Source organism: Thauera sp. WH-1, assembly GCF_047806685.1.
Classification (GTDB): Bacteria; Pseudomonadota; Gammaproteobacteria; order Burkholderiales; family Rhodocyclaceae; genus Thauera.
In genome coordinates, this window is sequence record NZ_JBLQGP010000014.1 from 26,385 (window position 1) to 48,226 (window position 21,842).

A 21,842-nucleotide genomic window follows, 5' to 3' on the forward strand; every position below is an offset into this window, starting at 1 on the left:
TGGCATGTCGGACTTCATCGGAAACTTCCTGCTGGCGCTGCTGCTGGTCGTGCTGCTGCGCTTTCTCTATGCCGTGTGCGCGATGCTGGTGCGCACCCGCGACGGCGGCAACATCGCCTTCGCGATTGCCCTGCCCGCGGCGCTGCTTTACATCGTGGTGCGCAATCCGGTGCCGGTGAGCAGTTGGGCGGGGCTGGCGGCGGGCGTGATCCTGGGCGTGGGGCTACTGCTGGCCGATGCGTTCAGGCGCCGGCGCCGAAGCTGAATAGGCCCGGGGTCGCAGGCTTCCTCAGGTCTTCGCCAGCGCCTGGTCGATGTCCCACAGGATGTCGTCCAGCGTCTCCAGGCCAACGGACAGGCGGATCAGGTCGGGCGGCACGCCGGCGGCCACCTGCTGCGCCTCGGAGAGCTGGCGGTGCGTGGTGGAGGCAGGGTGGATGACCAGGGTCTTGGCGTCGCCGATGTTGGCCAGATGGGACAGGAACTCCACCGAGTCGATGAACTTCTGCCCGGCGGCCGCACCCCCCTTGATGCCGAAGCTGAGCACCGCGCCGGCGCCGCGGGGCAGGTACTTCTGCGCCAGGGCGTGGTAGGGGCTGCTCTCCAGCCCGGGGTAATTGACCCAGGCCACCTTGGGGTGCGATTCGAGGTGGCGGGCCACGGCGAGCGCGCTGCTGCAGTGGCGGTCCATGCGCAGCGGCAGGGTCTCCAGGCCTTGCAGGAGCTGGAAGGCGTTGAACGGCGACAGCACCGGGCCGAAGGTGCGCATGCCCTCCATGCGGCACTTCATGGTGAAGCCGAAATCGCCGAAGGTCTCGAAGAAGCGCACGCCGTGGTAGCCCGGCGAGGGCTCGGTCATGGTCGGGAAGCGGCCGTTGTCCCAGGGAAACTTGCCCGACTCGACGATCACCCCGCCCATCGTCGTGCCGTGGCCGCCGATGAACTTGGTCGCCGAATGCACGCTGATGGCCGCGCCCCACTCGAAGGGGCGGCACAGATAGGGGCTGGCGAAGGTGTTGTCGATGAACAGCGGCAGGCCGGCGGCGTTGGCGATCTGCGCCACCGCCTCCAGGTCGAGCACGTTGAGCGAGGGATTGCCCAGGGTCTCGGCGTAGATCGCCTTGGTCTTCGGGGTGATGGCGCGGGCGAAGCTCTCGGGCGTGTCGGGGTCGACGAACACGGTGTCGATGCCCAGCTTGCGAAAATTGACGTCGAGCTGGGTGTGGGTGCCGCCGTACAGCGTGCGCGCGGCGACGATCTGGTCGCCCGCCTCGCAGATATTGAGCAGCGCGATCATCTGCGCCGCCATGCCGCTGCCGGTGCCCAGCGCGGCGCGGCCGGCTTCGAGTGCGGCCATGCGCTCCTCGAATACCGCCACGGTGGGGTTGGAGATGCGCGAATAGACGTTACCGAAGGTCTGCAGGTTGAACAGGCTGGCCGCCTCCTCAGGGCTGTCGAAGACGTAGGAGGTGGTCTGGTAGATAGGGACGGCGCGGCTGCCGGTGGTCGCATCGGGGATCTGGCCGGCGTGCAGGCACAGGGTATCAAAGCCGAACTGATGGTCTGCCATGGTCGGGGTCCTGGATCAGGGAAGCCAGCGGGGGCGGCGGGCGGAAATGACTTTGGTATTGACGCCGAACCAGCCGAGGCCGCCGAACAGGCGGGCATATTCGATCTTCACGCAGCGGTCCATCACCACGGTGAGGCCCGCCGCCTCGGCCTTTCGCTTTGCTTCTTCGTTGATGACGCCGATCTGCAGCCACAGCGACTTCGCCCCGATGGCGATCGCCTGCTCGGCAATCGGCAGGGCGTCTGCAGACTTGCGGAACACATCGACCATGTCCACCGGCTCGGGGATCGAGGCCAGGTCGGGATAGCACTTCTCGCCGAGGATCTCGGCGTACTTCGGATTGACCGGAATGATCCGGTAGCCATGCTCCTGCATGTACTTGGCGGCGAAGTAGGACGGCCGGAACCAGTCGGCCGACAGTCCCACCACGGCGATGGTCCTGGATTCGCGGAGTACCCGGCGCAGGGTCTGGATGTCGCTCATGTTCATACCCTTCAGGTCAGTGTTCACACCCCGGGGGAGGCGGGCGTCAATGCCGGCATGATACCCATTGCAGTGAGGAATGCGGACGTGTCGCCACGCAGGCGGCGTCTGCCCGGCGTCTTTTGCATTGGATCAGGCTTGGCTACCATCCGGCCCTCGTGCGCCCGTGCCGTGATCCGGCCGTGGCGCAACCCATGTCATTCCCTTCAGGACTTCCCTCATGATCATCTTCGTCACTGGTGCTTCCGCCGGCTTCGGCGCCGCCATCGCCCGCAGTTTCGTCAAGGGCGGCCACCGCGTCGTTGCCACCGCGCGCCGCAAGGACCGCCTGGATGCGCTTGCCGCCGAGCTCGGTGACGCGCTGCTGGCGCTGGAACTCGATGTCCGCGACCGCGATGCGGTTGCCGCGGTGCCCACCCTGCTGCCCGCGGACTTTGCCGAAGTGGATGTGCTGGTGAACAACGCCGGGCTCGCACTCGGCCTGCAGCCTGCCCATAAGGCCGCGCTCGAGGACTGGCAGACCATGATCGACACCAACTGCACCGGACTCGTGCAGGTCACGCGGGCGCTGCTGCCGGGCATGGTCGAGCGCAACCGCGGCCATGTCTTCAACATGGGCTCCGTCGCCGGGCGCTGGCCCTATGCCGGTGGCAACGTGTATGGCGCGACCAAGGCCTTCGTGCGCCAGTTCAGCCTCAACCTGCGCGCCGATCTGCTCGGCACCGCCATCCGCGTCACCGACATCGAGCCCGGGCTGTGCGGCGGTACCGAGTTCTCCAACGTGCGCTTCCACGGCGATGACGACAAGGCGGCGAAGGTGTATGCGGACGTGCAGCCGCTCACCGCCGAGGACATTGCCGACTCGGTCTACTGGATCGCGACCCGGCCGGCCCACGTCAACATCAACACCATCGAGCTCATGCCCGTGGCCCAGTCCTTTGCCGGCCTGTCGGTGCATCGGGGCTGAGGTGCGCGCAGGCGCTCCCGCCCCCGGTGGGAGCGCCTCGCCTTACCTGGCGTAGATCTGGTCGAAGGTGCCGCCGTCCGCGAAGTGCTTCTTCTGCGCCGCCTGCCAGCCGCCCAGGTCCTCGATGGTGATGAAGTTCACCTTGGGGAAGCGGGCGACGTGCTCGGCGTCGGCCAGCTCGGGCTTGACCGGACGGTAGTAGTGCTTGGCGGCGAGCTTCTGGCCGACTGGTGAGTACAGGTATTCGAGATAGGCCTCGGCGACCTTGCGCGTGCCGCGCTTGTCGACGATCGCGTCGACCACGGCGACCGGCGGCTCGGCCAGGATCGACACCGAGGGCACGACGATCTCGAACTTGTCCGGCCCCAGCTCGTTGATCGACAGGAAGGCCTCGTTCTCCCAGGCCAGCAGCACGTCGCCCAGGCCGCGCTGGACGAAGCTGTTGGTGGCGCCGCGGGCGGCGGGGTCGAGCACCGGCACGTGCTTGAGCAACTCGGTCACGTATTCACGCGCCTTGTCCTCGCGGCCGTACTTCTGCAGCGCGTAGCCCCAGGCCGCCAGGTAGTTCCAGCGCGCGCCGCCCGAGGTCTTGGGGTTCGGCGTGATGACCTCGACGCCCGGCTTGATCAGGTCGTCCCAGTCCTGGATGTTCTTCGGATTGCCCTTGCGCACCAGGAAGACGATGGTCGAGGTGTAGGGCGAGGCATTGTGCGGCAGGCGCTTCTGCCAGTCGGGCGCGAGCTTGCCCGCGTGTTCGACGATGGCGTCGATGTCATAGGCCAGCGCCAGCGTGACCACGTCGGCGTCGAGGCCGTCGATCACCGAGCGCGCCTGCTTGCCCGAGCCGCCGTGCGACTGGCGCACCGTCACCGTCTCGCCGGTCTGGGCCTGCCAGTGCCTGGCGAACTCGGGGTTGAATTCCTGGTAGAGCTCACGTGTCGGATCGTAGGACACGTTGAGCAAGGTGGTCTGCGCCTGGGCGCCGCCAACGAGGCCACTGGAAAGGCCGGTGGCGAGTGCGAGGGCGAGCAGGCTGCGTCGGATCGGGCTGAACTTCATGGTCTTGCTCCTTCCTGGGGTGTCGGTAATGGACGAAATCTATCTGTCCGGCCTGGCGACCTGAACCAAGAAAAAACGCATTGCTTATTCGTTTCACGCGGCGCCCGCGTGCTGCTCACGCCAGCCCTGACTGCTGCATGCAGTGCCGCCCTCCGTTACCATCGCCGCCATGTCCGCCGCCGCCGAACTCGACGTCTTCTACTGCCCGCTCGATGGCGTCCGCCTGGTCGAGGCCTCGGCCGGCACCGGCAAGACCTGGAACATCTGCGGCCTCTACCTGCGCCTGCTGCTCGAACGCGGCCTGGAGGTGGAGTCGCTGCTGGTGGTCACCTTCACCAAGGCCGCCACCGCCGAGCTGTCGGGCCGCATCCGCGACCGTCTCGTCGAGACCCTGCGCGTGCTCGACGGTGGCGCCCCCGGGGGCGACCCCTTCGTGCCGCGCCTGATCGAGACGGTGCAGGCGCGCGGCCTCGACGCGGGGCAGATGCGCACGCGCCTGCGCCATGCGCTGCAAGTCTTCGACGAGGCGGCGATCTTCACCATTCACGGTTTCTGCCAGCGCGCGCTCGCCGACACGCCTTTCGCCGCCGGCCTGCCCTATGCGCTCGAGTTGGTCGAGGACGACGACGCGCTGCGCCTGGAGGTGGTGCGCGACTTCTGGCGCCGTGAGATCGCCGGCGGCGCGCTGCCGGCCGCGCTCGCCGCCCACCTGCTGGCGCGCCGGGACAGCCCCGATGCCTGGGCGGACATCTTCGGCCGCCACATGGCGCGCCCGCTCGCCCGCGTGCTGTGGGACGAGGCGGCGCACGCGGCCGACGATGGCGGCGGTGCCGCCGCGGTCGACGCTGCGCAGGCGCGCCTGGAGGCGGCCTGGGCCGTGGCGCGTGCGCTGGCCGGCGAGCGCGAGGCCGCGGTCGAGCGTGTGCTGGCCAGCCTCGAGCATCTCAACGCCAACAGCTACAAGGCCGATGCGGTGGCGCGCGCGGGCGCCGAGTGGGCGCAGTGGCTGGGCGCGCACGACGTCTCCGCGCCGCTGCCCAAGGACCACAAGCTCGGCCTGCTTGCCGCCGACACCTTGCTCGCGCGCAGCAAGAAGGACGCCCTCAAGCGCGGCCTGGCGCCACCCACCCATGCCTTCTTCGATGCCGCCGCCGAGCTGCTCATCGCCCGCGCCGAGGTCGATGCCCTGCTCGACCGCTTGCGCGCGGGCCTGTTGCGGCGCTGCATCGAGTCGGGCGCGGCGGAACTGCGCCGGCGCAAGCGCGACGAGCGCCAGATCGCCTTCGACGACATCCTGTGGAACGCCCACCAGGCGCTGCACGGCGGCGCCCAGCCCTGGCTCGCGGCGGCGCTGCACGCGCGCTATCCGGTGGCGCTGATCGACGAGTTTCAGGACACCGACCCGCTGCAGTTCGGCATCTTCGACCGCATCTACCGCGCCGAGGGCCGCCACGGCACGCTGTTCCTGGTCGGCGACCCCAAGCAGGCGATCTACAGCTTCCGCAGCGCCGACCTGTTCACCTATCTGATGGCGCGCGAGCGGGCCGATGCGCGCTACACCCTGGCCCACAACCAGCGCTCGGCGCCGGCGCTGATCGAGGCCTGCAACCGGCTGTTCGGCGCCAACCCGGCAGTGTTCATGATGGCCGGCCTGGATTACGTGCAGGTCGGCGCCGGCAGCCGGCCGCGCACGCCGCTGGTCGACGCTACCGAGGCCGGGGAGGGCGGCGCAGCGCCGGGTGACCCCGGACCGCCGCTGCGGCTGTGGCGCATCCCGCGCGACGAGACGCTGGCGGCAGGCGCAGCGGAGGGCGACGGCCGGGACGCCGAGGACGACGGGGTGGCGGTGGATGCGGGCGGCGTGCGCCTGGCGCGTGCCGAGGCGCTGGACCGTGCCGCACGCGCGAGCGCGGCCGAGATTGCGCGCCTGATCGCGGCCGGCGCCGCCGGGCGCATCCGCATCGGCGAGCGGCCGCTCGCGCCTGCCGACATCGCGGTGCTGGTGCGCAGCCATCGCCAGGGCGCGCGCATGCGGCAGGCGCTGGCGGCGGCGGGTGTGGGCAGCGTCGAGCTGTCGCAGGCCAGCGTCTTTCACACCGAGGACGCCGAGGAGCTCGAGCGCGTGCTGCTGGCGATCGCCGAGCCCGGCCGCGAACGCCGCGTGCTGGCCGCGCTCGCCACCTCGGCAATGGGCCATGACGCCGCCGCGCTCGCCCGCCTGGCGGCCGACGAGGCGGCCCTGCTCGCGAGCCTGGAGGCCTTCGCGCGCTGGCGCGAGCTGTGGCTGGCGCGGGGTTTTGGCGTGATGCTGCGGCAGTGGATGAGCGATGCGGGCGTCGCCGCCCGCCTGCTCGCGCGCGCCGACGGCGAGCGCCGCCTCACCAACCTGATGCACCTGGCCGAGCTGCTGCAACAATCCGCCGACCAGGCCTCGCCCGAGGTGCTGCTGCGCAGCCTCGCCAGCCGCCGTGCCGACGTCCGCGGCGGCGAGGCCGCCCAGCTGCGCCTGGAGTCGGACCGCAACCTGGTGCAGATCGTCACGGTGCATCGCGCCAAGGGCCTGGAGTACGGCATCGTCTTCTGTCCCTTCCTGTTCGACGGCTACAGCCGCAATGGCAGCGACGGGCCGATGCGCGCCTGGCATGACGACGACGGCGAACTGGTGCTCGACTACCGTGCCGACCCCGCCGATGCCAAGGAGATCGCCACCCGCCTGCGCCGCGAGCGCCAGGCCGAGGACCTGCGCCTGATCTACGTCGCGCTCACCCGTGCCGTGCAGCGCTGCTACCTGGTGGTGGGCAGCTATGCCAGCGTGAGAGGGAAGTCGATGAGCCACAGCGAGGGCGGGCGCAGCCTGCTCAACTGGATGGCGGCGGGCGCCGGCATGAGCCCGGCGCAGTGGGACGCCCACAAGCGGAGCCCGGCCGATATCGACGCGCAGTGGCGCGCGCTGGTGGCCGCGGCGCAACACGAAGGCCGGCCGGTGATGCGCCTGGACGATCTGCCGAGCGGCGAGGCCGAGGCACTCGCGGCGCAGTCCGCCGCCGCCCAGCGCCCGCGCGCCCAGCGTCCGCCGCAGGTGGGCGCGGGCTGGCGCATCGGCAGCTTCAGCGCGCTGATCTCGGGCGCAGCGCACGAGCTGGCGGCGCGCGACCATGATGCCCGGGCGCTGGCCGTGCCTGCGACGGACGGGGCGGAAGCCGTCGAGGCAGAAGCGGATCCGGACCTTGCCGCATCGGACGACGCCGTTGCTGAGACCTTCCCCGGCACCCTGTCGGCCGCCGACCCGAGCCCGCCCGGCGCGCCGGACGCCGTTCCGCACGCGGCGCGCACCGTCCAGCCCATCCCCGCCGATGACATCCTGCGCTTCCCGCGCGGCCCGGTGGCAGGCGACTGCCTGCATGCGCTGTTCGAGGCCATCGACTTCTGCGACCCGGCGGGCTGGGAGGCGGCCATCGTCGCCGCGCTGCAGGCCCACCCGCAACGCCCGCCCGCGACCCTGGGTGAGCGCGAGCGCGCACTCGAGGCTGCGCGCCAGCCGCAGCGCCTGCGGCGCATGCTCGACGACGTGCTCGCCACGCCGCTGCTGGCGCCGGCGGGTGGCGCGAGCCTGCGCCTGGATGGCGTCACCGCCGCCCGCCGCCGCGTCGAACTCGGCTTCCACCTGCCCGCGCCCGGGCTTGGCGCGGCGCAGCTCAACGCCTGGCTGGCCGCGCGCGGCTACCGCGCGCCACGGCTGGACTTCAAGGACCTCGCCGGCTACCTCAAGGGCTACATCGACCTCGTCTTCGAGCACGAGGGCCGCTACTGGGTGCTGGACTGGAAGTCCAACCACCTCGGCGACACGCCGCAGGACTACGCACCCGCTCGCCTGGAAGCCGCGATGCAGGCCCACGGCTACCACCTGCAGCACCTGCTCTACACCCTGGCGCTGCACCGCCATCTGCAGCGCAGCCTGCCGGGCTACGACTACGCGAGGCACTTCGGCGGCGTGCTCTATCTGTTCGTGCGCGGCGTGCGCCCGCACTGGCAGCTCGACGGCCAGCCCTGCGGCGTGTTCCACCACCGTGCGGCACAGGCCGACGTCCTCGCCCTCGATCGGCTCGTCGCCGCGGCGCCCGCCCCATTCGAGGCGATCGAGGCATGACGACGACAGCATCCACCGCCCTCCGCTTCGACAGCCTGCCGCCGGCCGAGATCGACCTCGCCGAAGGCTTCGCCCGCCACCTGCTCGACTGGGCGGCCAGCCTCGGCGCGCCCGCGGCGAGCCGGGCGCCGCTGCAATGCGCCGCGCTGGCGCTCGCCCGCGCCACGGCCGCCGGCCATGTCTGCGTGCCGCTGGTAGCGCTCAACGCCCCGCCGGCCGCGGCGGACGACGTGCCCAGCCTGCGCGCGGCACTGCTCGACAGCGGGGTGGTGGCCGCGGCGCAGGCGACGCGCACCGGTGCTTCGGCGCATCCGCTGGTGCTCGACGCCGACGGCCGCCTCTACCTGCGCCGCCACTTCGACCAGGAGTGCGCGCTCGCCGCCGCGCTGCGCGCGCGCGCCGCCGCGCCGGCGGCCGCGGTGGCGGTGGACCGGGCCTTGCTCGACGGCCTGTTCCCGCCGCGCGCCGACGGCCGCCCCGACCGGCAGAAGCTGGCCGTGGCCCTTGCCCTCGGCAGCCGGCTCACCGTGGTCAGCGGCGGCCCCGGCACCGGCAAGACCACCACCGTCGCCGCCCTGCTGGCCTGCCTGCTCGACGCCGAGCCGGCGTTGCGCATCGCGCTCGCCGCGCCTACCGGCAAGGCGGCGGCGCGCATGCTCGAGGCCTTGCGCCGGCGCGCGGCCGCGCTGCCGGCCCACCTGCGCGCCCTGCTGCCGGGCGAGGCCTACACCGTGCACCGCCTGCTCGGCGTCACCCCCGAGCCTGGCCGCTTCCGCCACCACGCCGGCAATCCGCTCGCACTCGACGTGCTGGTGGTGGACGAGGCCTCGATGCTCGACCTCGCGCTCGCCGCCCGCCTGGTCGACGCCCTGCCCGCGGGGGCGCGCCTGGTGCTGCTCGGCGACAAGGACCAGCTCGCCGCGGTGGAGGCGGGCGCGGTGTTCGCCGACCTGTCGGCGCAGCAGGTGTTCGGCGCCGGCCTGCGCGCGCGCTGCGCCGCGCTCGGGGTGGTGGTGGCCGATGAGGTGGCGGCCGATGGGGGGGCGGTAGCGGGAGCAGGCACGCGCGCCGATCGGGCTGTCGCGGCTGCAGGGACGGTGCAGGCTGCATCGGCTGGCAGGCCCGTGGAGGGCGCGGGCGTCCCCGCTGCGCCGCTGCAGGACTGCGTGGTGTGGCTCAGCGAGAGCCACCGCTTTCGCGCCGATTCCGGCATCGGCCGGCTTGCGGCCGATATCCGCGCCGGCCGTGGCGAGGCCGCGCTCGACTGGCTGCGTGCCGCGGCGGACGCCGATGCGGCCTGGATCGACGATGACGAGGCGCGCCCCGCCGCCGAGACCGTGGCCGCGATCGAGGCCGGCTACGCCGCCTACTTCGCTGCCGTGCGGGGCCTGGCGTCGGCTGCCGTTCCAGCGGGGCCGGGGGGGCGGCTCGAGGCGCGCGGGCGGGGCGTCGGGCCCATGCCGGGCAGCGCGCTCGACGCCGTGTTCGCCGCCTTCGACCGCTTCCGCGTGCTGGTCGCCGTGCATGGGGGCGGGCGCGGCCTGGCGGCCCTCAACGCCCACCTCGAGCGTCGCCTGCGCGCGGCGCTCGGCCTGCCGCCCGAGGCCGGCGCCGCCTCGCCCTGGTATGCCGGTCGCCCGCTGATCGTGCTGCGCAATGACTACCTGCTCGGGCTCTACAACGGCGATGTCGGCCTCTGCCTGGCGGACGACCGCGGCGAGCTCGCGGTGCATTTCCCCCAGGCCGATGGCGGCTATCGCCGTGTCGCGCCGCTGCGCCTGCCCGAGCACGCGCTCGCCTTCGCGCTCACGGTGCACAAGAGCCAGGGCTCGGAGTTCGACGAGGTACTGATGGTGCTGCCGGCGCAGTCGGCCCGCGTGCTCAGTCGCGAACTGCTGTACACCGGCGTCACCCGCGCCGCACGCCGGGTCACGCTGGCCGGACCGGGCGCGGTGTTCATCGACGCCTGCGCGCGGCCGACGCTGCGCAGTTCCGGCCTGCGAGCGCGGCTCGAAGGGCGCTGAGGGGACGCTGAAGGGGGCGCGGCGGGCGGGCTTCGAAGTGGCGGGAGGCGGGCGGCTGCGTTCAGCCCAGCAGCGCCACCGCCTTGATCTGCGCCCACAGGCGCATGCCGGGCTCGATCCGCAGCTGTTCCAGCGAGCGCCGGGTGATGCGGGCGATCAGTGGCGTGCCGCCGGCCTCCAGGCGCACCAGCACGTGGGCCGGGTGGTTCGTACCGGCGATGGCGCTGACCGTGGCCGGCAGCAGGTTGGTGATGCTGGTGCCCTCGACCTTGTCGAGGGCGAGGCTGACGTCGCGCGCATGGACGCGGAAGCGCAGGCGGCTGCCGGGCGCTTCCGCGCGCCGCGCGACGAAGACCTCGCCGCCGGGGAAGTCCAGGCGGGTGAGGTGGTAATGGGGGTCGTGTGCGCCCACCTGCGCCTCGATCACCACGCCGGCGTCTTCGCTGAAGGCCAGCAGCGGCAGGTCGAGACGCGCCAGCGTCGCCTGCAGCCCGCCACTAGCGAGCACGCGGCCTTCGTCCATCAGCACCACATGGTCGGCCAGTCGCGCGACCTCGTCGGGGGCGTGGCTGACGTAGAGCACCGGGATGTCGAGCTCGTCGTGCAGGCGTTCGAGATAGGGCAGGATCTCCTGCTTGCGGGCGTGATCGAGGGCGGAGAGCGGTTCGTCCATCAGCAGCAGCCGCGGACTGGTGAGCAGCGCGCGGGCGAGCGCCACCCGCTGGCGTTCGCCGCCGGACAGGGCGTCGGGCATGCGCCCGAGGAGATGGCTGATGCCGAGCAGTTCGACCACCTCGTCCCAGCCCACATGGCGCTCGCGGGCCGGGGTGCGGCGCATGCCGTAGCGCATGTTGGCGGCCGCGTTCAGGTGCGGAAACAGGCTCGCCTCCTGGAACACGTAGCCCAGCGGGCGCTTGTGGGTGGGCATGAAGCGCTTGCCGTCCTGCCACACGCTGCCGGCGACCACCAGGCGACCGCCTGCCGCGTGCTCGAGCCCGGCCACGCAGCGCAGCAGGGTGCTCTTGCCCGAGCCGGAAGGGCCGAACAGGGCGGTGACGCCGCGTGCGGGCAGGGACAGGTCGACGTCGAGCACGAACTCGCCGCGGTCGAGCCGGAAGCGGCATTCGATGCTCACTGCGCCACTCCGACCAGCTTGAAGCGGCGGTTGATCGCATACACCGCCAGCAGCATCGTGAAGGCCAGCACGACGAGGATGGCAGACAGCGCATGCGCCGAGGCGAAGTCGAGCGCCTCGACGTGGTTGAAGATGGCGATCGAGGCGACCTGCGTGCGTCCCGGGATGTTGCCGCCGACCATGATGATCACGCCGAACTCGCCCAGCGTATGGGCGAAGGACAACACCGCGGCGGTGAGGAAGCCGCGCCGGGCGAGCGGCAGCGACACCGTCAGGAAGCGGTCGAGGGGCGAGGCGCGCAAGGTCGCCGCCGTCTCCATCATGCGCTGGCCGGTGGCTGCGAAGGCGTTCTGGAGGGGCTGCACGACGAAGGGCAGGGAGTAGATCATCGAGCCGATCACCAGCCCGGTGAAGGTGAAGGCCAGGTGGCCGACGCCGAGGTCCTCGAAGAAACGGCCGACCGCGCCGCGCGGCCCGAGCAGCAGCAGCAGGTAGAAGCCGAGCACCGTCGGGGGCAGCACCAGGGGCAGGGCCACCACGGCCTCGACCAGGGTCTTGCCCCGCCAGCGGGTGTGCGCGAGCCACCAGGCCAGCGGCGTGCAGAGCACGATCAGGATGGCAGTGCTGACCGCCGCCAGCTTGAAGGTGATCCACAGCGCCGTCAGGTCCTGGGCGGATAGCTGCATGCGGCGTGTTTACTCCAGCCCGTAGCCGGCGTCCTCGATGGCCTTGCGGGCCACGGGATCGTTGCGCAGCCAGTGTGCGAAGTGCCTGGCGGCCTCGAGGTCGTCGGCGCGCTTGAGCACCACCGCGGCCTGCGCGATCGGGGTGTACATGTCGGCCGGCGGGATCCAGTGCGAGCCTGCAATGCCTGCCGGGGTCTTGATCTGGGCGAGCGCGACGAAACCCAGTTCGGCCGCGCCGGTGGCCACCTGGCTGTGGGTCTGCCCGATCGAGTTGCCCTTGACCAGTCTGCCATCACGCTCGAGCGCGTCCCATGCGCCGAGCCTGGTCAGCACCTGCTGCGCGGCCAGCCCGTAGGGTGCGGTGCGCGGTTCGGCAATCGCCAGATGGCGGAACTTGCCCTCGCGCAGTACCTTGCCCTCGCCATCGACCACGCCTGCGGTGGCGCTCCACAGCACCGGGACACCAATCGCATAGATGAAGCGGCTGCCTTCGACGGTATGCCCCTCCCGCTCGAGTTGCTCGGGGCGAGCGCTGTCGGCCGACAGGAAGACGTCGAAGGGGGCGCCATTGACGATCTGGGTGTAGAAGGCGCCGGATGAATTCGAGCTCAGCGTCAGCGTGTGGCCACTGGCCGCAGCGTACTGCGGCGCAAGCCTGTGCAGCGTGCCGTGGAAGTTGGCTGCGACGGCGACCTTGATTTCTGCCGCCGCGCTCAGGCCGGGCAGCAGGGCGAGGGCGAGCAGAGCGAGGGTACGGAGGCGGGGTTTCATTTCAGGACGCCTGGTGGTCAAGCACGATGGGGGTCAGTCATAGGTCGCCAGGATCACGCTGGACGAGTCGAAGATGGCGCAGGCGCGGCTGCCATGGGTGATGACGGCGGTCACGTTCCTGCCGGACGGCAGCAGCAGGCTCACCTCGTCATTCACCGCCCCCTCGTGGATGGTGCACACCTCGCCCCAGAGCTGGTTGCGTGCACTCAGGCGCAGCGTGGTGTCAGTCGCCAGCAGCACCGCCACCCGCCATGTCTTCAACTTGATAGGCGGTCGAGTATATAAAAATAGTGGCTGTTCGCCATCAAGCTTGGGAGTCGTAAGGGGCAGCGCACCCAAGGTATTCATGGGCTGGGTCGTCGCGCTGCAGCCTGGCCGCGTCACGGTGTAGCGCGAGCTCGCCCTGGCCGGTGACGGTTGCCATCAAGGCATCTCAGGTCATACTGGGCGTCAGGGACTGAGCCGCGGCGAGTGCGACCTTGCGTCTGTCCGCCCCGTGCGGCGCGCCTCCGCCCGACGTGACGGCCCTGACCGGCATTGAGGAACAACGCCATGAGACACCGCATTCCATGAGCCGCCGCCGCAGCAGCGCCGCGCTCACGCGCGCCCTGCAAAAGGTGACGCGCTCGATGCTGCGCGCCGGACAACGTGCGGCCGGCGACATGATGCGGCGTTCGGCCAAGGCCGTTGCCCATCACCGCGCGCCGTCCGCGGGCAAGGGCGACTGGATCGCCGGTCAGGCCGTCGGCCCGGCGGGCTTGCGGCGCTTTCACCTGTTTCGTCCGCAGGGTGTGGGCAAGGCCGAGCGCCTGCCGCTGCTGGTGATGCTGCACGGCTGCGGCCAGACGGCGAGCCAGTTCGGCCAGAGCACGCGGATGAACCCGGTCGCCGTGCGTGAGCGCTTCCTGGTGCTCTACCCCGAGCAGGAGCGCAGCGCCAATCCGCAGGGCTGCTGGAACTGGTACGACACGCGCAGCCGTCACGCCGACGCCGAGGCGGCCACGCTGATGCAGGCGATCGAGCAGGTCTGCCTGCTGTACCCGGTCGATGCCGAGGCGGTGGCGGTGGCGGGCTTTTCGGCGGGCGCGAGCATGGCGGCCCTGCTCGCCGTCCGCTATCCCACGCGCTTTCGTGCGGTGGCCATGCACGCCGGCGTGCCGCCGGGGCGCGCCCAGTCGGCTGCCGGCGCGCTGGCGGCGATGAGCGGTCGGCGCCATGAGGCGGGCGCGCCCTTGCCGGACAACCTTCCGCCCCTGCTTGTGATCCATGGTCGGGACGATCACGTGGTGGCCGCGCGCAATGGCCGGGACGCAGTCGAGGACTGGGCGCAGGCGGTCGGTGCGCGTGCCGCCGCGCCGCGCCGCGTGCAGCGCGGGCAGCGCTTGGCGATGACGGTCAGCGATTACCGCTGCGGGCGCCGGCTGCGCGCGCGCCTGTGCGAGGTCGAGGGTCTGGGGCATGCGTGGAGTGGCGGCGATGGCGGCCAGCTCTTCAGCGACCCACGCGGGCCGGACGCCGCGCGCCTGATCTGGCGCTTCGTTGCCGAGCGCCTGCGCGAGGGCCGGCCGGCTTCGCCGTGATCGCCTGTGCCGGCCGACTTGAAGCTGGCGCGGTGGTCTCGCCACCGTCTCGAATCGCTGCCATCATGTTGCACCCGCACAAAAGGACTTCCCCATGAGCGACAAGCCCCCCATCCGTGCCCGCAACTTCCCCTCTGCCGAGGACGAGGCCCGCATTGCCCAGCCGCATTCGCCCTACGACCGGCCGGGCAGCTCCTTCCGCATGGCGTTCACCGACACCGAGTTCCTGCTGCGCGACGAGCTGCGCCCGGTGCGGCTGCAGCTCGAGTTGTTGAAGGCCGAGCTGGTGCAGCAGGAACAGGGGGTGGAGTCCACCGTGGTGGTGTTCGGCAGTGCGCGCTTCAAGGCGCCGGAAGTGGCCGATGCGATGCTGCGCGACGCGGTGGCGAGCGGCGACGAGGCGGCGATCGGGCGCGCGCGGCAGATGGTGAAGAACGCGCGCTGGTATGAGGAGGCGCGCCGCTTCAGCGCGCTGGTGACGCGCGAATCCGAGGCGCTGGGCGAGCCGGTGATCGTCGCCACCGGCGGCGGCCCGGGGATCATGGAGGCGGGCAACCGCGGCGCCTTCGAGGCCGGTGGGCGCAGCATGGGCATGAGCATCTTCCTGCCCTTCGAGGAGGCGCCCAACCCCTACATCACGCCCGAGCTGTGCTTCCAGTTCCACTACTTCGCGATCCGCAAGATGCACTTCCTGATGCGGGCGGTGGCGCTGGTGAGCTTCCCCGGCGGGCTGGGCACGCTCGACGAGCTGTTCGAGGTGCTGACGCTCACCCAGACGCGCAAGATCCGCCGTCGTCCGATCGTGCTCATCGGGCGCGACTTCTGGCAGCGCCTGATCGACTTCGACGTGCTGGTCGAGCACGGCGTGATCAGCCCGGCGGACAAGAACCTGTTTCACTACGCCGAAACCGCCGAGGAGGCCTGGGACGCGATCAAGGCGGCCTATAGCGGCGACAACCCTACGCTCACCGCGCGCCAGGTGAGAGGCAGCTGAGGCGCGCGGCGCTGCAGGCGATGAGCTGCGCGGCGTCGCCCCCCCGGCGGCCATGAGCGACAACGTGCCCGACATCGTCTTCGTGCATGGGCTGTGGATGCACGGTCGGGTGTTCGCGCTGCACCGTCATCGGCTGCGGCGCATGGGGCGCATCAGCCACACCTACTCCTACCGCTCGCTGCGCGGCGCGCTGGATGAGGCCGCCGACGGGCTGGCGGCCCGCCTCGAGGCGCTCGCGCCGCGCCCGCTGCATCTGGTCGGGCACAGTCTGGGCGGCCTGGTGGTGTTGAACATGCTCGCCCGCCATCGCCCCGCCGCCGTGCAGCGCGCGGTGCTGCTCGGTTCACCGATCTGCGGTTCCGGCTCCGCCCGCGTGATCCTGGGTTTGCCACTGCTGCGCCACGCGCTCGGTCGTGCGCTGCCGCAGTGGCTGGCGCGACCCGTGCCGACGGCGGAACCGGGCTATCCGGTCGGCGTGATCGCGGGCGACCGCCCACTCGGGCTCGGTCGCCTGGTGCCCGGCATGGAAAAGCCCAATGACGGCATGGTGAGCGTCAGCGAGACGCGCTGGGCGGGCGCACGCGACCACATCGTGCTGTCCGTCACCCACATGCAGATGCTGTGGTCGGCCGCCTGTTTGCGCCAGGCGCTGCACTTCCTCGATCACGGCTGCTTCGAGCACCCGGGCCTGGGGCTGGCGGCGCCGGGCAAGGCGGGCGGTTGAGCGGTGGCCCCGGCGCCTCGTTCAGTCGAAGATCGGCATCTTGCGCGCCGTGCGCGTGCCGGCAATCTGCGGTTCCTGTGGCAGCCGGGTCGACGGCAGGTATCTGCGGATGGCCGCGTGCCATTGTTCGTAGTTCCTCGGCTGCTGCTCGCGTAGCGTCTTCAGCGCGTAGTAGCTGAACGCGCCGTTGGGGCGGCCGCCGAAGCTGGTGTCCCAGCTGAACTCCTCGTCGCGGCAGCCGGCCAGCAGCAGGTCGCCGCCGGCGCGGCGCATGCCGCCGATCAGCGTGAGCGAGGAGGCGCGCGGGGCATGGGGCAGGTCGGCGGCCTTCATCCACACCTCGGGCGGCATGAAGCGCGGCCGCGGGCCGCCGGCGTCGAGCGCGCTGTCGTCGCCGCGATGCACCGAGCCCGAGTGGCAGCTGTCGGCGATCAGGATCAGGCGTGCGCCGGTGGCGCGGCGGTCGAACAGCGCGCGCAGGTCGTCGTCCAGCAGCGGGCCGGCCGTCCCGATGTCGTACGGGCACAGCCCTTCGTCGCGGCCGTCGGGCTCGTCGCCGTCCTCGTCCTCGACCCAGGTGCCGTGGCCGGAATAGGTGAACACGATCGTGTCACCGTTCTTGGCCCCGCCGACCAGGGACTCGATGGCGTCATGCATGGCGGCGCGGGTGGCCTGGGCGTCGAACAGGGTCTGGACCACGAAACCGCGCCCCTGCAGCATGGCGCTCCAGTCGCGGGCGTCGTTGACGCAGCCGGACAGGTCGCTGTCGGTGCCGGGGTAGTCGTTGATGCCGATGCAGAGCGCGCGTTTGGCCATGGTGATCTCCTCGAGGCGACGTGGGTGGGTGGGCAGGGGGCCGTGCGGGCGGTGCCCCGGCGGACCCTTTCAGCATAGTGGCCGCTCTGCCCCGCTGCCAGCTGGAGATGTATGAGGCGTGCGCGCCGCGCGCCGCTGGCCATCGGCCGGCCTATCCAGCGTCCTGCCGTTTGCGCCACGCCGCCGGGGTGGTGTCGAAATGGCGCTTGAAGGCGCGACAGAAGGCGGCCTCGGACTCATAGCCGACCTCGTAGGCGATCTGCGCGGTCGACGCCGGGCTGTCGCGCAGGCGCAGGGCTGCCAGTTGCAGGCGCCAGTTCGCCAGGTAGTGCATCGGTGGCGTGCCCACCAGGGCGCTGAAGCGTTCGGCGAAGGCCGAGCGTGACAGGCCGACCTCCTGCGCCAGGGCCTCGGTGGTCCAGGAGTGGGCGACGCGCGCGTGCAGCAGCGCGAGCGCGCGACCGACCACCCGATCCTGCAGGCCGGCGAGCCATCCGGCCTGGTCGGCGGGCAGGTTGTCGAGGTAGCGCCGCACCGCTTCGACGAACAGCAGCTCGGCGAGCTTGCCGAGCACGGCCGCCGAGCCGACGCCGCCGGCGGCGAACTCCGCCGCCGCATGGCGGAAGGAGGTCTCGATCCAGGCCCCGCCGGTGCCGTCCCGCATCGCCAGCTTGAGGATGGCGGGCAAGGTGGCGACGAGCGGGTTATGCGGCGCGTCGCAGCCGAGCAGCCCGCACACGATGCGTGTCGCCTCGCCGCCGCCGCCCATGCGCAGCATCGCCGGGCTGCCGCCGGCCGGCGGCTCGAGGTGGTCGTCGATCGTGCTCGGTCGCAAGCCGGGCGCGCTCGACAGCAGGTGGGCATCGTTGCGCGGCAGCAGCACGATCTCACCGGCCTCCACGCTCAGCGGCGCCGCATCGCCCACCTGCACATGCATGCGCCCGGCCACCACGTAGTGATAGGCGATCAGATGGGCCGGCATCACGCCCTGCGGAAACTCCTCGGGCCCGACCTGCGAGGACACGCACCACGGTGCGGTGAACTCGGCATCGAGGAACACGCCGCCCGACAGCCGGACGGCTGCAAACACATCGGACAGCGCATCCAAGGTCCTTACCCCCTTTGTCCTCCTCGTGGCGCTTTCGTGTCCGCCGGCGTCACGGTCAAGACTTCCGGCGTCGCGGTCATGGTGCGCGCCTCGGCATGAACTTACCTTAGCACTGCGCGCACGCACCGCCAGCCCTCGTTGCCGGCGGGCCGCGCAGACGCACCCCGACCCCAAGGAGACGACACATGAACATCCAGGATGAACGCGGCCTTGCCCTCACCGGCGCCGACGCCCGCAGCGCGGCCCACTACGCGCGGGCGCTGCGCCAGTTCCACTGCTATATCGAGGATCCGGTGGCCAGCGTCGATGCGGCACTGAGCGAACGGCCGGACTTCGTCATGGCGCACGTGCTGAAGGCCTGGCTGCACCTGCTCGGGACCGAGCCCGAGGCCATCCCGGTCGCCCGCGCCAGCCTTGCCAGCGCGGCGGCGCTGCCGTCGAACGCGCGCGAGCGCGGCCATATCGCGGCCGTGGCGGCCGTGCTGGACGGCCACTGGCGGCGCGCGGGCCGCATCCTCGAGGATGTGAGCGTGGCCGATCCACTGGACCTGCTCGCCCTGCAGGCCGGGCATCTGATCGACTTCTATGTCGGCAACGCGCGCCTGTTGCGCGACCGCATCGCGCGCGCGCTGCCCGCCTGGTCGAAGGCCACGCCCGGCTATCACGTGCTGCTCGGGATGCATGCCTTCGGCCTCGAGGAGTGCGGCGACTATGCCCGCGCCGAGGCGCAGGGCCGCACCGCCGTCGGCATCGAGCCGCGCGACGGCTGGGCCCAGCACGCGGTCGCCCACGTCATGGAGATGCAGGGCCGCGAGCGCGAGGGCATCGCCTGGATGCGCGCCGACCCCGCGGCGTGGTCCACCGACAGCTTCTTCCGCGTGCATAACTGGTGGCATCTCGCGCTCTACCACCTCGAACTGGGCGAGATCGACGAGGTGCTGGCGCTGTACGACGGGCCGATCCGCGGCGAGCGCTCGACCGTGATCCTGGACATGATCGACGCCTCGGCGATGCTGTGGCGCCTGCACCTGCGCGGCATCGACGTCGGCACGCGCTGGCACAGCCTGGCCGAGGACTGGCAGCCGCTGGCCGCCGCGGGCAACTATGTCTTCAACGATGTGCACGCGACGATGGCCTTCGTTGCCGCGGGCCGCCTCGAACTGGTCGACACCGTGCTGGAGACGCAGCGCGCGGCGATGGCGGGCGAGGGTGACAACGCCGCCTTCACGCGCGAGGTCGGCCAGCCGCTGACGCAGGCGATCCGCGCCTTTGGCGAGCGGCGCTACGATGACACCGTGCGCCTGATCCGCGACGTGCGCGAGATCGCCCACCGCTTCGGCGGCAGCCATGCGCAGCGCAGCGTGCTCGACCTGACGCTGATCGAGGCGGCGCTGCGCGACGGCCAGCAGGCGCTCGCGCTGGCCCTGTGCAACGAGCGCGTCGGCACCCGGCCGCACAGTCCGCTGACCCGGCTCCTGCTGCAGCGCGCCGCGCCACTGCGGGCGGCAGCCTGAGCGCGGCGCCGGCAGCCCGGCCCGCCGCGCCGAGCGGCAGGCGCGGGCCGCCAAGGCCTCATGCGCGCCCTATCGCCAGCGGTGCTGGCTGAATATAATTACAGCCATGCCGCCTTCGTCCCTTCCGGCTGCCGCCACTGCTGCCGCCGCACCCGACCACCCCGCGTTCGATCCGCTCGCTCGCCTCAACCCGGCGCAGCGGGCGGCGGTCGAGCACGGGATCACCGAGGCGACGGCCGGCGATGGCCCGGCGCCGGCGGCGCCGCTGCTGGTGATTGCCGGCGCCGGCTCGGGCAAGACCAACACCCTGGCGCATCGGGTGGCGCAGCTGATCGCCCACGGCGCCGACCCCGGGCGCATGCTGCTGCTCACCTTTTCGCGCCGCGCGGCGGACGAGATGGGCCGCCGCGTGCGGCGCATCCTGGCGCAGGTCGCCGCCGGCCGCCCTGGCCTGGCGCAAGCCGAGCTGCACTGGTCGGGCACCTTCCACGCCATCGGCGCGCGCCTGTTGCGCGACTGGGCCGGGCGCATCGGGCTCGATGCCGGCTTCACCATCCACGACCGCGAGGACTCGGGCGACCTGATGAACCTGGTGCGCCATGAACTCGGCCTGTCGGCGACGAAGCAGCGCTTTCCGCAGAAGGGCACCTGCCTGGCGATCTACTCGGCGGCGGTCAACACGCAGGCGCCGCTCGCCGAGGTGTTGCAGGCGAGCTTCCCGTGGTGCGCGGAGTGGGAGGACGAACTCAAGCGCCTGTTCCGCGGCTACGTCGAGGCCAAGCAGGCGCAGCAGGTGCTCGACTACGACGACCTGCTGCTGTACTGGGCGCAGATGGTGGCCGAGCCGGCGCTCGGCGCCGAGATCGGCGGCCTGTTCGACCATGTGCTGGTCGATGAGTACCAGGACACCAACGCCCTGCAGGCGGCGATCCTGCTGGCGATGAAGCCCGACGGCCGCGGCCTCACCGTGGTCGGCGACGACGCGCAGTCGATCTACGCCTTTCGCGGTGCCACGGTGCGCAACATCCTCGACTTTCCCGCCGCCTTCGAGCCGCCGGCGCAGGTAATCACGCTGGAGCAGAACTACCGCTCCACCCGGCCGATCCTGGAAGCGGCCAATTCGGTCATCGCGCTCGCTGCCGAGCGCTTCACCAAGAACCTGTGGTCCGAGCGCGCATCCACCCAGCGCCCGCGCCTGGTGGCGGTGAAGGACGACGCCGTCCAGGCCGCCTTTGTCGTCGACACGGTGCTGGCGCGGCGCGAAGAGGGGCTCAAGTTGAAGCAGCAGGCGGTGCTGTTCCGCGCCTCGGCGCACAGCGCGCGCCTGGAGATGGAGCTCACCCGGCGCAACATTCCTTTCGTGAAGTTCGGCGGGCTCAAGTTCCTCGAGGCCGCCCACGTCAAGGACGTGCTCGCGCTGCTGCGCTGGGCCGAGAACCCGCGCGACCGCATCTCGGGCTTCCGCGCCATCCAGTTGCTCGCCGGCATCGGGCCCAGGACCGCCGGCCGCGTGCTCGACAACGTCTGCGCCGCACCCGCGGGCTGCGCGCTGCTCGCCGAGCAGCCGGTGCCCGAGGCCGCGCGCGCCGGCTGGCAGGAATTCGCGGCGCTGATCGACCGCCTGGCCGAACGCCCGCAATGGCCGGCCGATTTCGAGCTCGCCTGCCGCTGGTACGAGGGCGAGATGCCGCGTCTGTACGACGACTTCGCACTGCGCGTGCTCGACGTCCAGCAGCTCGCCCGCATCGCCGCCACCAGCCCGAGCCGCCAGCGCTTCCTCACCGAGCTCACCCTCGACCCGCCCAGCGCCACCAGCGGCGAGGCCGGCATGCCGCTGCTCGACGAGGACTACCTGATCCTGTCGACGATGCACTCGGCCAAGGGCCAGGAGTGGAACGCGGTGAGCGTGTTGAACGTGGTCGACGGCTGCATTCCCTCGGACGTCGCCACCCGCAACAGCGCCGAGATCGAGGAGGAGCGCCGCCTGCTCTACGTGGCGATGACGCGCGCGAGGGACAGCCTCGACCTCATCGTGCCGCAGCGCTTCTACGTCACCCAGCAGATGGGCATGGGCGACCGCCACGTGTATGCCGGGCGCACGCGCTTCATCCCCAACCGCCTGCTCGGGCAGTTCGAGCAGATCAGCTGGCCGCCCCCGCCGGCCGAACTACGGGGCTCGCCGGCCTCGCGCCAGGCGGCGATCGACCTCGCGGCGAAGATGCGCGACATGTGGCGCTGAGGGGTTCCCCGTGCGCGCCGCGATC

General features: G+C 71.5%; 18 protein-coding genes. 9 read left to right on the plus strand and 9 right to left on the minus strand.

What is annotated here, in order from left to right; genetic code table 11:
* Positions 1–4 precede the first annotated feature (4 nt).
* Positions 5–265, plus strand: coding sequence for a hypothetical protein (locus ACMV5O_RS14115; protein WP_416164047.1), 261 nt, complete (start codon positions 5–7; stop codon positions 263–265).
* 24 nt (positions 266–289) lie between these two features.
* Here the strand turns inward: ACMV5O_RS14115 and ACMV5O_RS14120 are convergent, their stop codons facing one another.
* Both ACMV5O_RS14120 and ACMV5O_RS14125 read right to left on the minus strand, forming a co-directional pair.
* Positions 290–1,570 carry an O-acetylhomoserine aminocarboxypropyltransferase/cysteine synthase family protein gene (locus ACMV5O_RS14120; protein WP_416164048.1) on the minus strand — a complete coding sequence of 427 codons (1,281 nt, stop codon included), beginning with the start codon at positions 1,568–1,570 and terminating at the stop codon, positions 290–292.
* Between the two features lie 15 nt (positions 1,571–1,585).
* Entirely contained in the window at positions 1,586–2,053 is a 468-nt protein-coding gene (locus tag ACMV5O_RS14125; protein ID WP_416164049.1) for a CoA-binding protein, read from the minus strand.
* Between the two features lie 220 nt (positions 2,054–2,273).
* On the opposite strand from ACMV5O_RS14125, the gene ydfG reads away from it, so the two are divergent.
* Positions 2,274–3,020 carry a bifunctional NADP-dependent 3-hydroxy acid dehydrogenase/3-hydroxypropionate dehydrogenase YdfG gene (gene ydfG, locus ACMV5O_RS14130; RefSeq protein WP_416164050.1) on the plus strand — a complete coding sequence of 249 codons (747 nt, stop codon included), beginning with the start codon at positions 2,274–2,276 and terminating at the stop codon, positions 3,018–3,020.
* A gap of 42 nt (positions 3,021–3,062) precedes the next feature.
* On the opposite strand, the gene ACMV5O_RS14135 is transcribed toward ydfG, so the two are convergent.
* Positions 3,063–4,079, minus strand: a complete 1,017-nt coding sequence (locus ACMV5O_RS14135; RefSeq protein WP_416164051.1) for a sulfate ABC transporter substrate-binding protein — start codon at positions 4,077–4,079, stop codon at positions 3,063–3,065.
* Between the two features lie 169 nt (positions 4,080–4,248).
* On the opposite strand from ACMV5O_RS14135, the gene ACMV5O_RS14140 reads away from it, so the two are divergent.
* A complete protein-coding gene (locus ACMV5O_RS14140; protein ID WP_416164052.1) occupies positions 4,249–8,226 on the plus strand; it encodes a UvrD-helicase domain-containing protein in 3,978 nt (1,325 codons plus the stop codon).
* Positions 8,223–10,250 carry an exodeoxyribonuclease V subunit alpha gene (gene recD / locus ACMV5O_RS14145; protein ID WP_416164053.1) on the plus strand — a complete coding sequence of 676 codons (2,028 nt, stop codon included), beginning with the start codon at positions 8,223–8,225 and terminating at the stop codon, positions 10,248–10,250. Before ACMV5O_RS14140 ends, recD begins: the two co-directional genes overlap by 4 nt.
* Positions 10,251–10,311: 61 nt before the next feature.
* Here recD and modC read toward each other — a convergent pair whose 3' ends face one another.
* Genes modC through ACMV5O_RS14165 form a run of 4 tightly spaced genes read right to left on the minus strand, consistent with a single transcriptional unit; the run spans position 10,312 to position 13,103 of the window.
* Positions 10,312–11,385: a molybdenum ABC transporter ATP-binding protein gene (modC, locus tag ACMV5O_RS14150; RefSeq protein WP_416164054.1), complete on the minus strand. Its 1,074-nt coding sequence runs from the start codon at positions 11,383–11,385 to the stop codon at positions 10,312–10,314.
* A complete protein-coding gene (gene modB, locus ACMV5O_RS14155) occupies positions 11,382–12,071 on the minus strand; it encodes a molybdate ABC transporter permease subunit (RefSeq protein WP_416164055.1) in 690 nt (229 codons plus the stop codon). The genes modC and modB overlap by 4 nt, the downstream gene beginning before the upstream one ends.
* A 9-nt stretch (positions 12,072–12,080) precedes the next feature.
* Entirely contained in the window at positions 12,081–12,842 is a 762-nt protein-coding gene (modA, locus tag ACMV5O_RS14160; RefSeq protein ID WP_416164056.1) for a molybdate ABC transporter substrate-binding protein, read from the minus strand.
* A gap of 33 nt (positions 12,843–12,875) precedes the next feature.
* Positions 12,876–13,103 (minus strand): TOBE domain-containing protein, encoded by a 228-nt coding sequence (locus tag ACMV5O_RS14165; protein ID WP_416164057.1) that lies wholly within the window; start codon positions 13,101–13,103, stop codon positions 12,876–12,878.
* Positions 13,104–13,411: 308 nt separating this feature from the next.
* Here ACMV5O_RS14165 and ACMV5O_RS14170 point away from each other — a divergent pair, with 308 nt between their 5' ends.
* The 3 genes from ACMV5O_RS14170 to ACMV5O_RS14180 all read left to right on the plus strand — a co-directional run bounded on the left by ACMV5O_RS14170 (position 13,412) and on the right by ACMV5O_RS14180 (position 16,140).
* Entirely contained in the window at positions 13,412–14,422 is a 1,011-nt protein-coding gene (locus ACMV5O_RS14170; protein WP_416164058.1) for an alpha/beta hydrolase family esterase, read from the plus strand.
* A gap of 94 nt (positions 14,423–14,516) precedes the next feature.
* The gene (locus ACMV5O_RS14175; RefSeq protein WP_416164059.1) at positions 14,517–15,416 is read left to right on the plus strand and encodes an LOG family protein; all 900 of its coding nucleotides are present in this window, start codon (positions 14,517–14,519) and stop codon (positions 15,414–15,416) included.
* 52 nt (positions 15,417–15,468) lie between these two features.
* Positions 15,469–16,140 (plus strand): esterase/lipase family protein, encoded by a 672-nt coding sequence (locus ACMV5O_RS14180; protein ID WP_416164060.1) that lies wholly within the window; start codon positions 15,469–15,471, stop codon positions 16,138–16,140.
* A gap of 21 nt (positions 16,141–16,161) precedes the next feature.
* On the opposite strand, the gene ACMV5O_RS14185 is transcribed toward ACMV5O_RS14180, so the two are convergent.
* Entirely contained in the window at positions 16,162–16,956 is a 795-nt protein-coding gene (locus tag ACMV5O_RS14185) for a caspase family protein (RefSeq protein WP_416164061.1), read from the minus strand.
* Positions 16,957–17,107: 151 nt separating this feature from the next.
* Complete coding sequence (locus ACMV5O_RS14190; RefSeq protein ID WP_416164062.1) at positions 17,108–18,064, minus strand: AraC family transcriptional regulator; 957 nt, start codon at positions 18,062–18,064, stop codon at positions 17,108–17,110.
* A gap of 185 nt (positions 18,065–18,249) precedes the next feature.
* On the opposite strand from ACMV5O_RS14190, the gene ACMV5O_RS14195 reads away from it, so the two are divergent.
* Together ACMV5O_RS14195 and ACMV5O_RS14200 are read left to right on the plus strand one after the other, a co-directional pair.
* A complete protein-coding gene (locus ACMV5O_RS14195) occupies positions 18,250–19,578 on the plus strand; it encodes a tetratricopeptide repeat protein (protein ID WP_416164063.1) in 1,329 nt (442 codons plus the stop codon).
* A gap of 106 nt (positions 19,579–19,684) precedes the next feature.
* Positions 19,685–21,817: an ATP-dependent helicase gene (locus ACMV5O_RS14200; protein WP_416164064.1), complete on the plus strand. Its 2,133-nt coding sequence runs from the start codon at positions 19,685–19,687 to the stop codon at positions 21,815–21,817.
* Positions 21,818–21,842 lie beyond the last annotated feature (25 nt).

Excerpts from the sequence above, each read along its gene's own strand:
- ydfG (WP_416164050.1), top strand. The coding sequence starts at position 2,274 with ATGATCATCTTCGTCACTGGTGCTTCCGCCGGCTTCGGCGCCGCCATC.
- ACMV5O_RS14120 (WP_416164048.1), bottom strand. The coding sequence starts at position 1,570 with ATGGCAGACCATCAGTTCGGCTTTGATACCCTGTGCCTGCACGCCGGC.
- ACMV5O_RS14115 (WP_416164047.1), top strand. The coding sequence starts at position 5 with ATGTCGGACTTCATCGGAAACTTCCTGCTGGCGCTGCTGCTGGTCGTG.
- ACMV5O_RS14125 (WP_416164049.1), bottom strand. The coding sequence starts at position 2,053 with ATGAGCGACATCCAGACCCTGCGCCGGGTACTCCGCGAATCCAGGACC.
- recD (WP_416164053.1), top strand. The coding sequence starts at position 8,223 with ATGACGACGACAGCATCCACCGCCCTCCGCTTCGACAGCCTGCCGCCG.
- ACMV5O_RS14185 (WP_416164061.1), bottom strand. The coding sequence starts at position 16,956 with ATGGCCAAACGCGCGCTCTGCATCGGCATCAACGACTACCCCGGCACC.
- ACMV5O_RS14170 (WP_416164058.1), top strand. The coding sequence starts at position 13,412 with ATGAGCCGCCGCCGCAGCAGCGCCGCGCTCACGCGCGCCCTGCAAAAG.
- ACMV5O_RS14140 (WP_416164052.1), top strand. The coding sequence starts at position 4,249 with ATGTCCGCCGCCGCCGAACTCGACGTCTTCTACTGCCCGCTCGATGGC.
- modB (WP_416164055.1), bottom strand. The coding sequence starts at position 12,071 with ATGCAGCTATCCGCCCAGGACCTGACGGCGCTGTGGATCACCTTCAAG.
- ACMV5O_RS14195 (WP_416164063.1), top strand. The coding sequence starts at position 18,250 with ATGAACATCCAGGATGAACGCGGCCTTGCCCTCACCGGCGCCGACGCC.
- ACMV5O_RS14175 (WP_416164059.1), top strand. The coding sequence starts at position 14,517 with ATGAGCGACAAGCCCCCCATCCGTGCCCGCAACTTCCCCTCTGCCGAG.
- ACMV5O_RS14200 (WP_416164064.1), top strand. The coding sequence starts at position 19,685 with ATGCCGCCTTCGTCCCTTCCGGCTGCCGCCACTGCTGCCGCCGCACCC.
- modA (WP_416164056.1), bottom strand. The coding sequence starts at position 12,842 with ATGAAACCCCGCCTCCGTACCCTCGCTCTGCTCGCCCTCGCCCTGCTG.
- ACMV5O_RS14135 (WP_416164051.1), bottom strand. The coding sequence starts at position 4,079 with ATGAAGTTCAGCCCGATCCGACGCAGCCTGCTCGCCCTCGCACTCGCC.
- ACMV5O_RS14180 (WP_416164060.1), top strand. The coding sequence starts at position 15,469 with ATGAGCGACAACGTGCCCGACATCGTCTTCGTGCATGGGCTGTGGATG.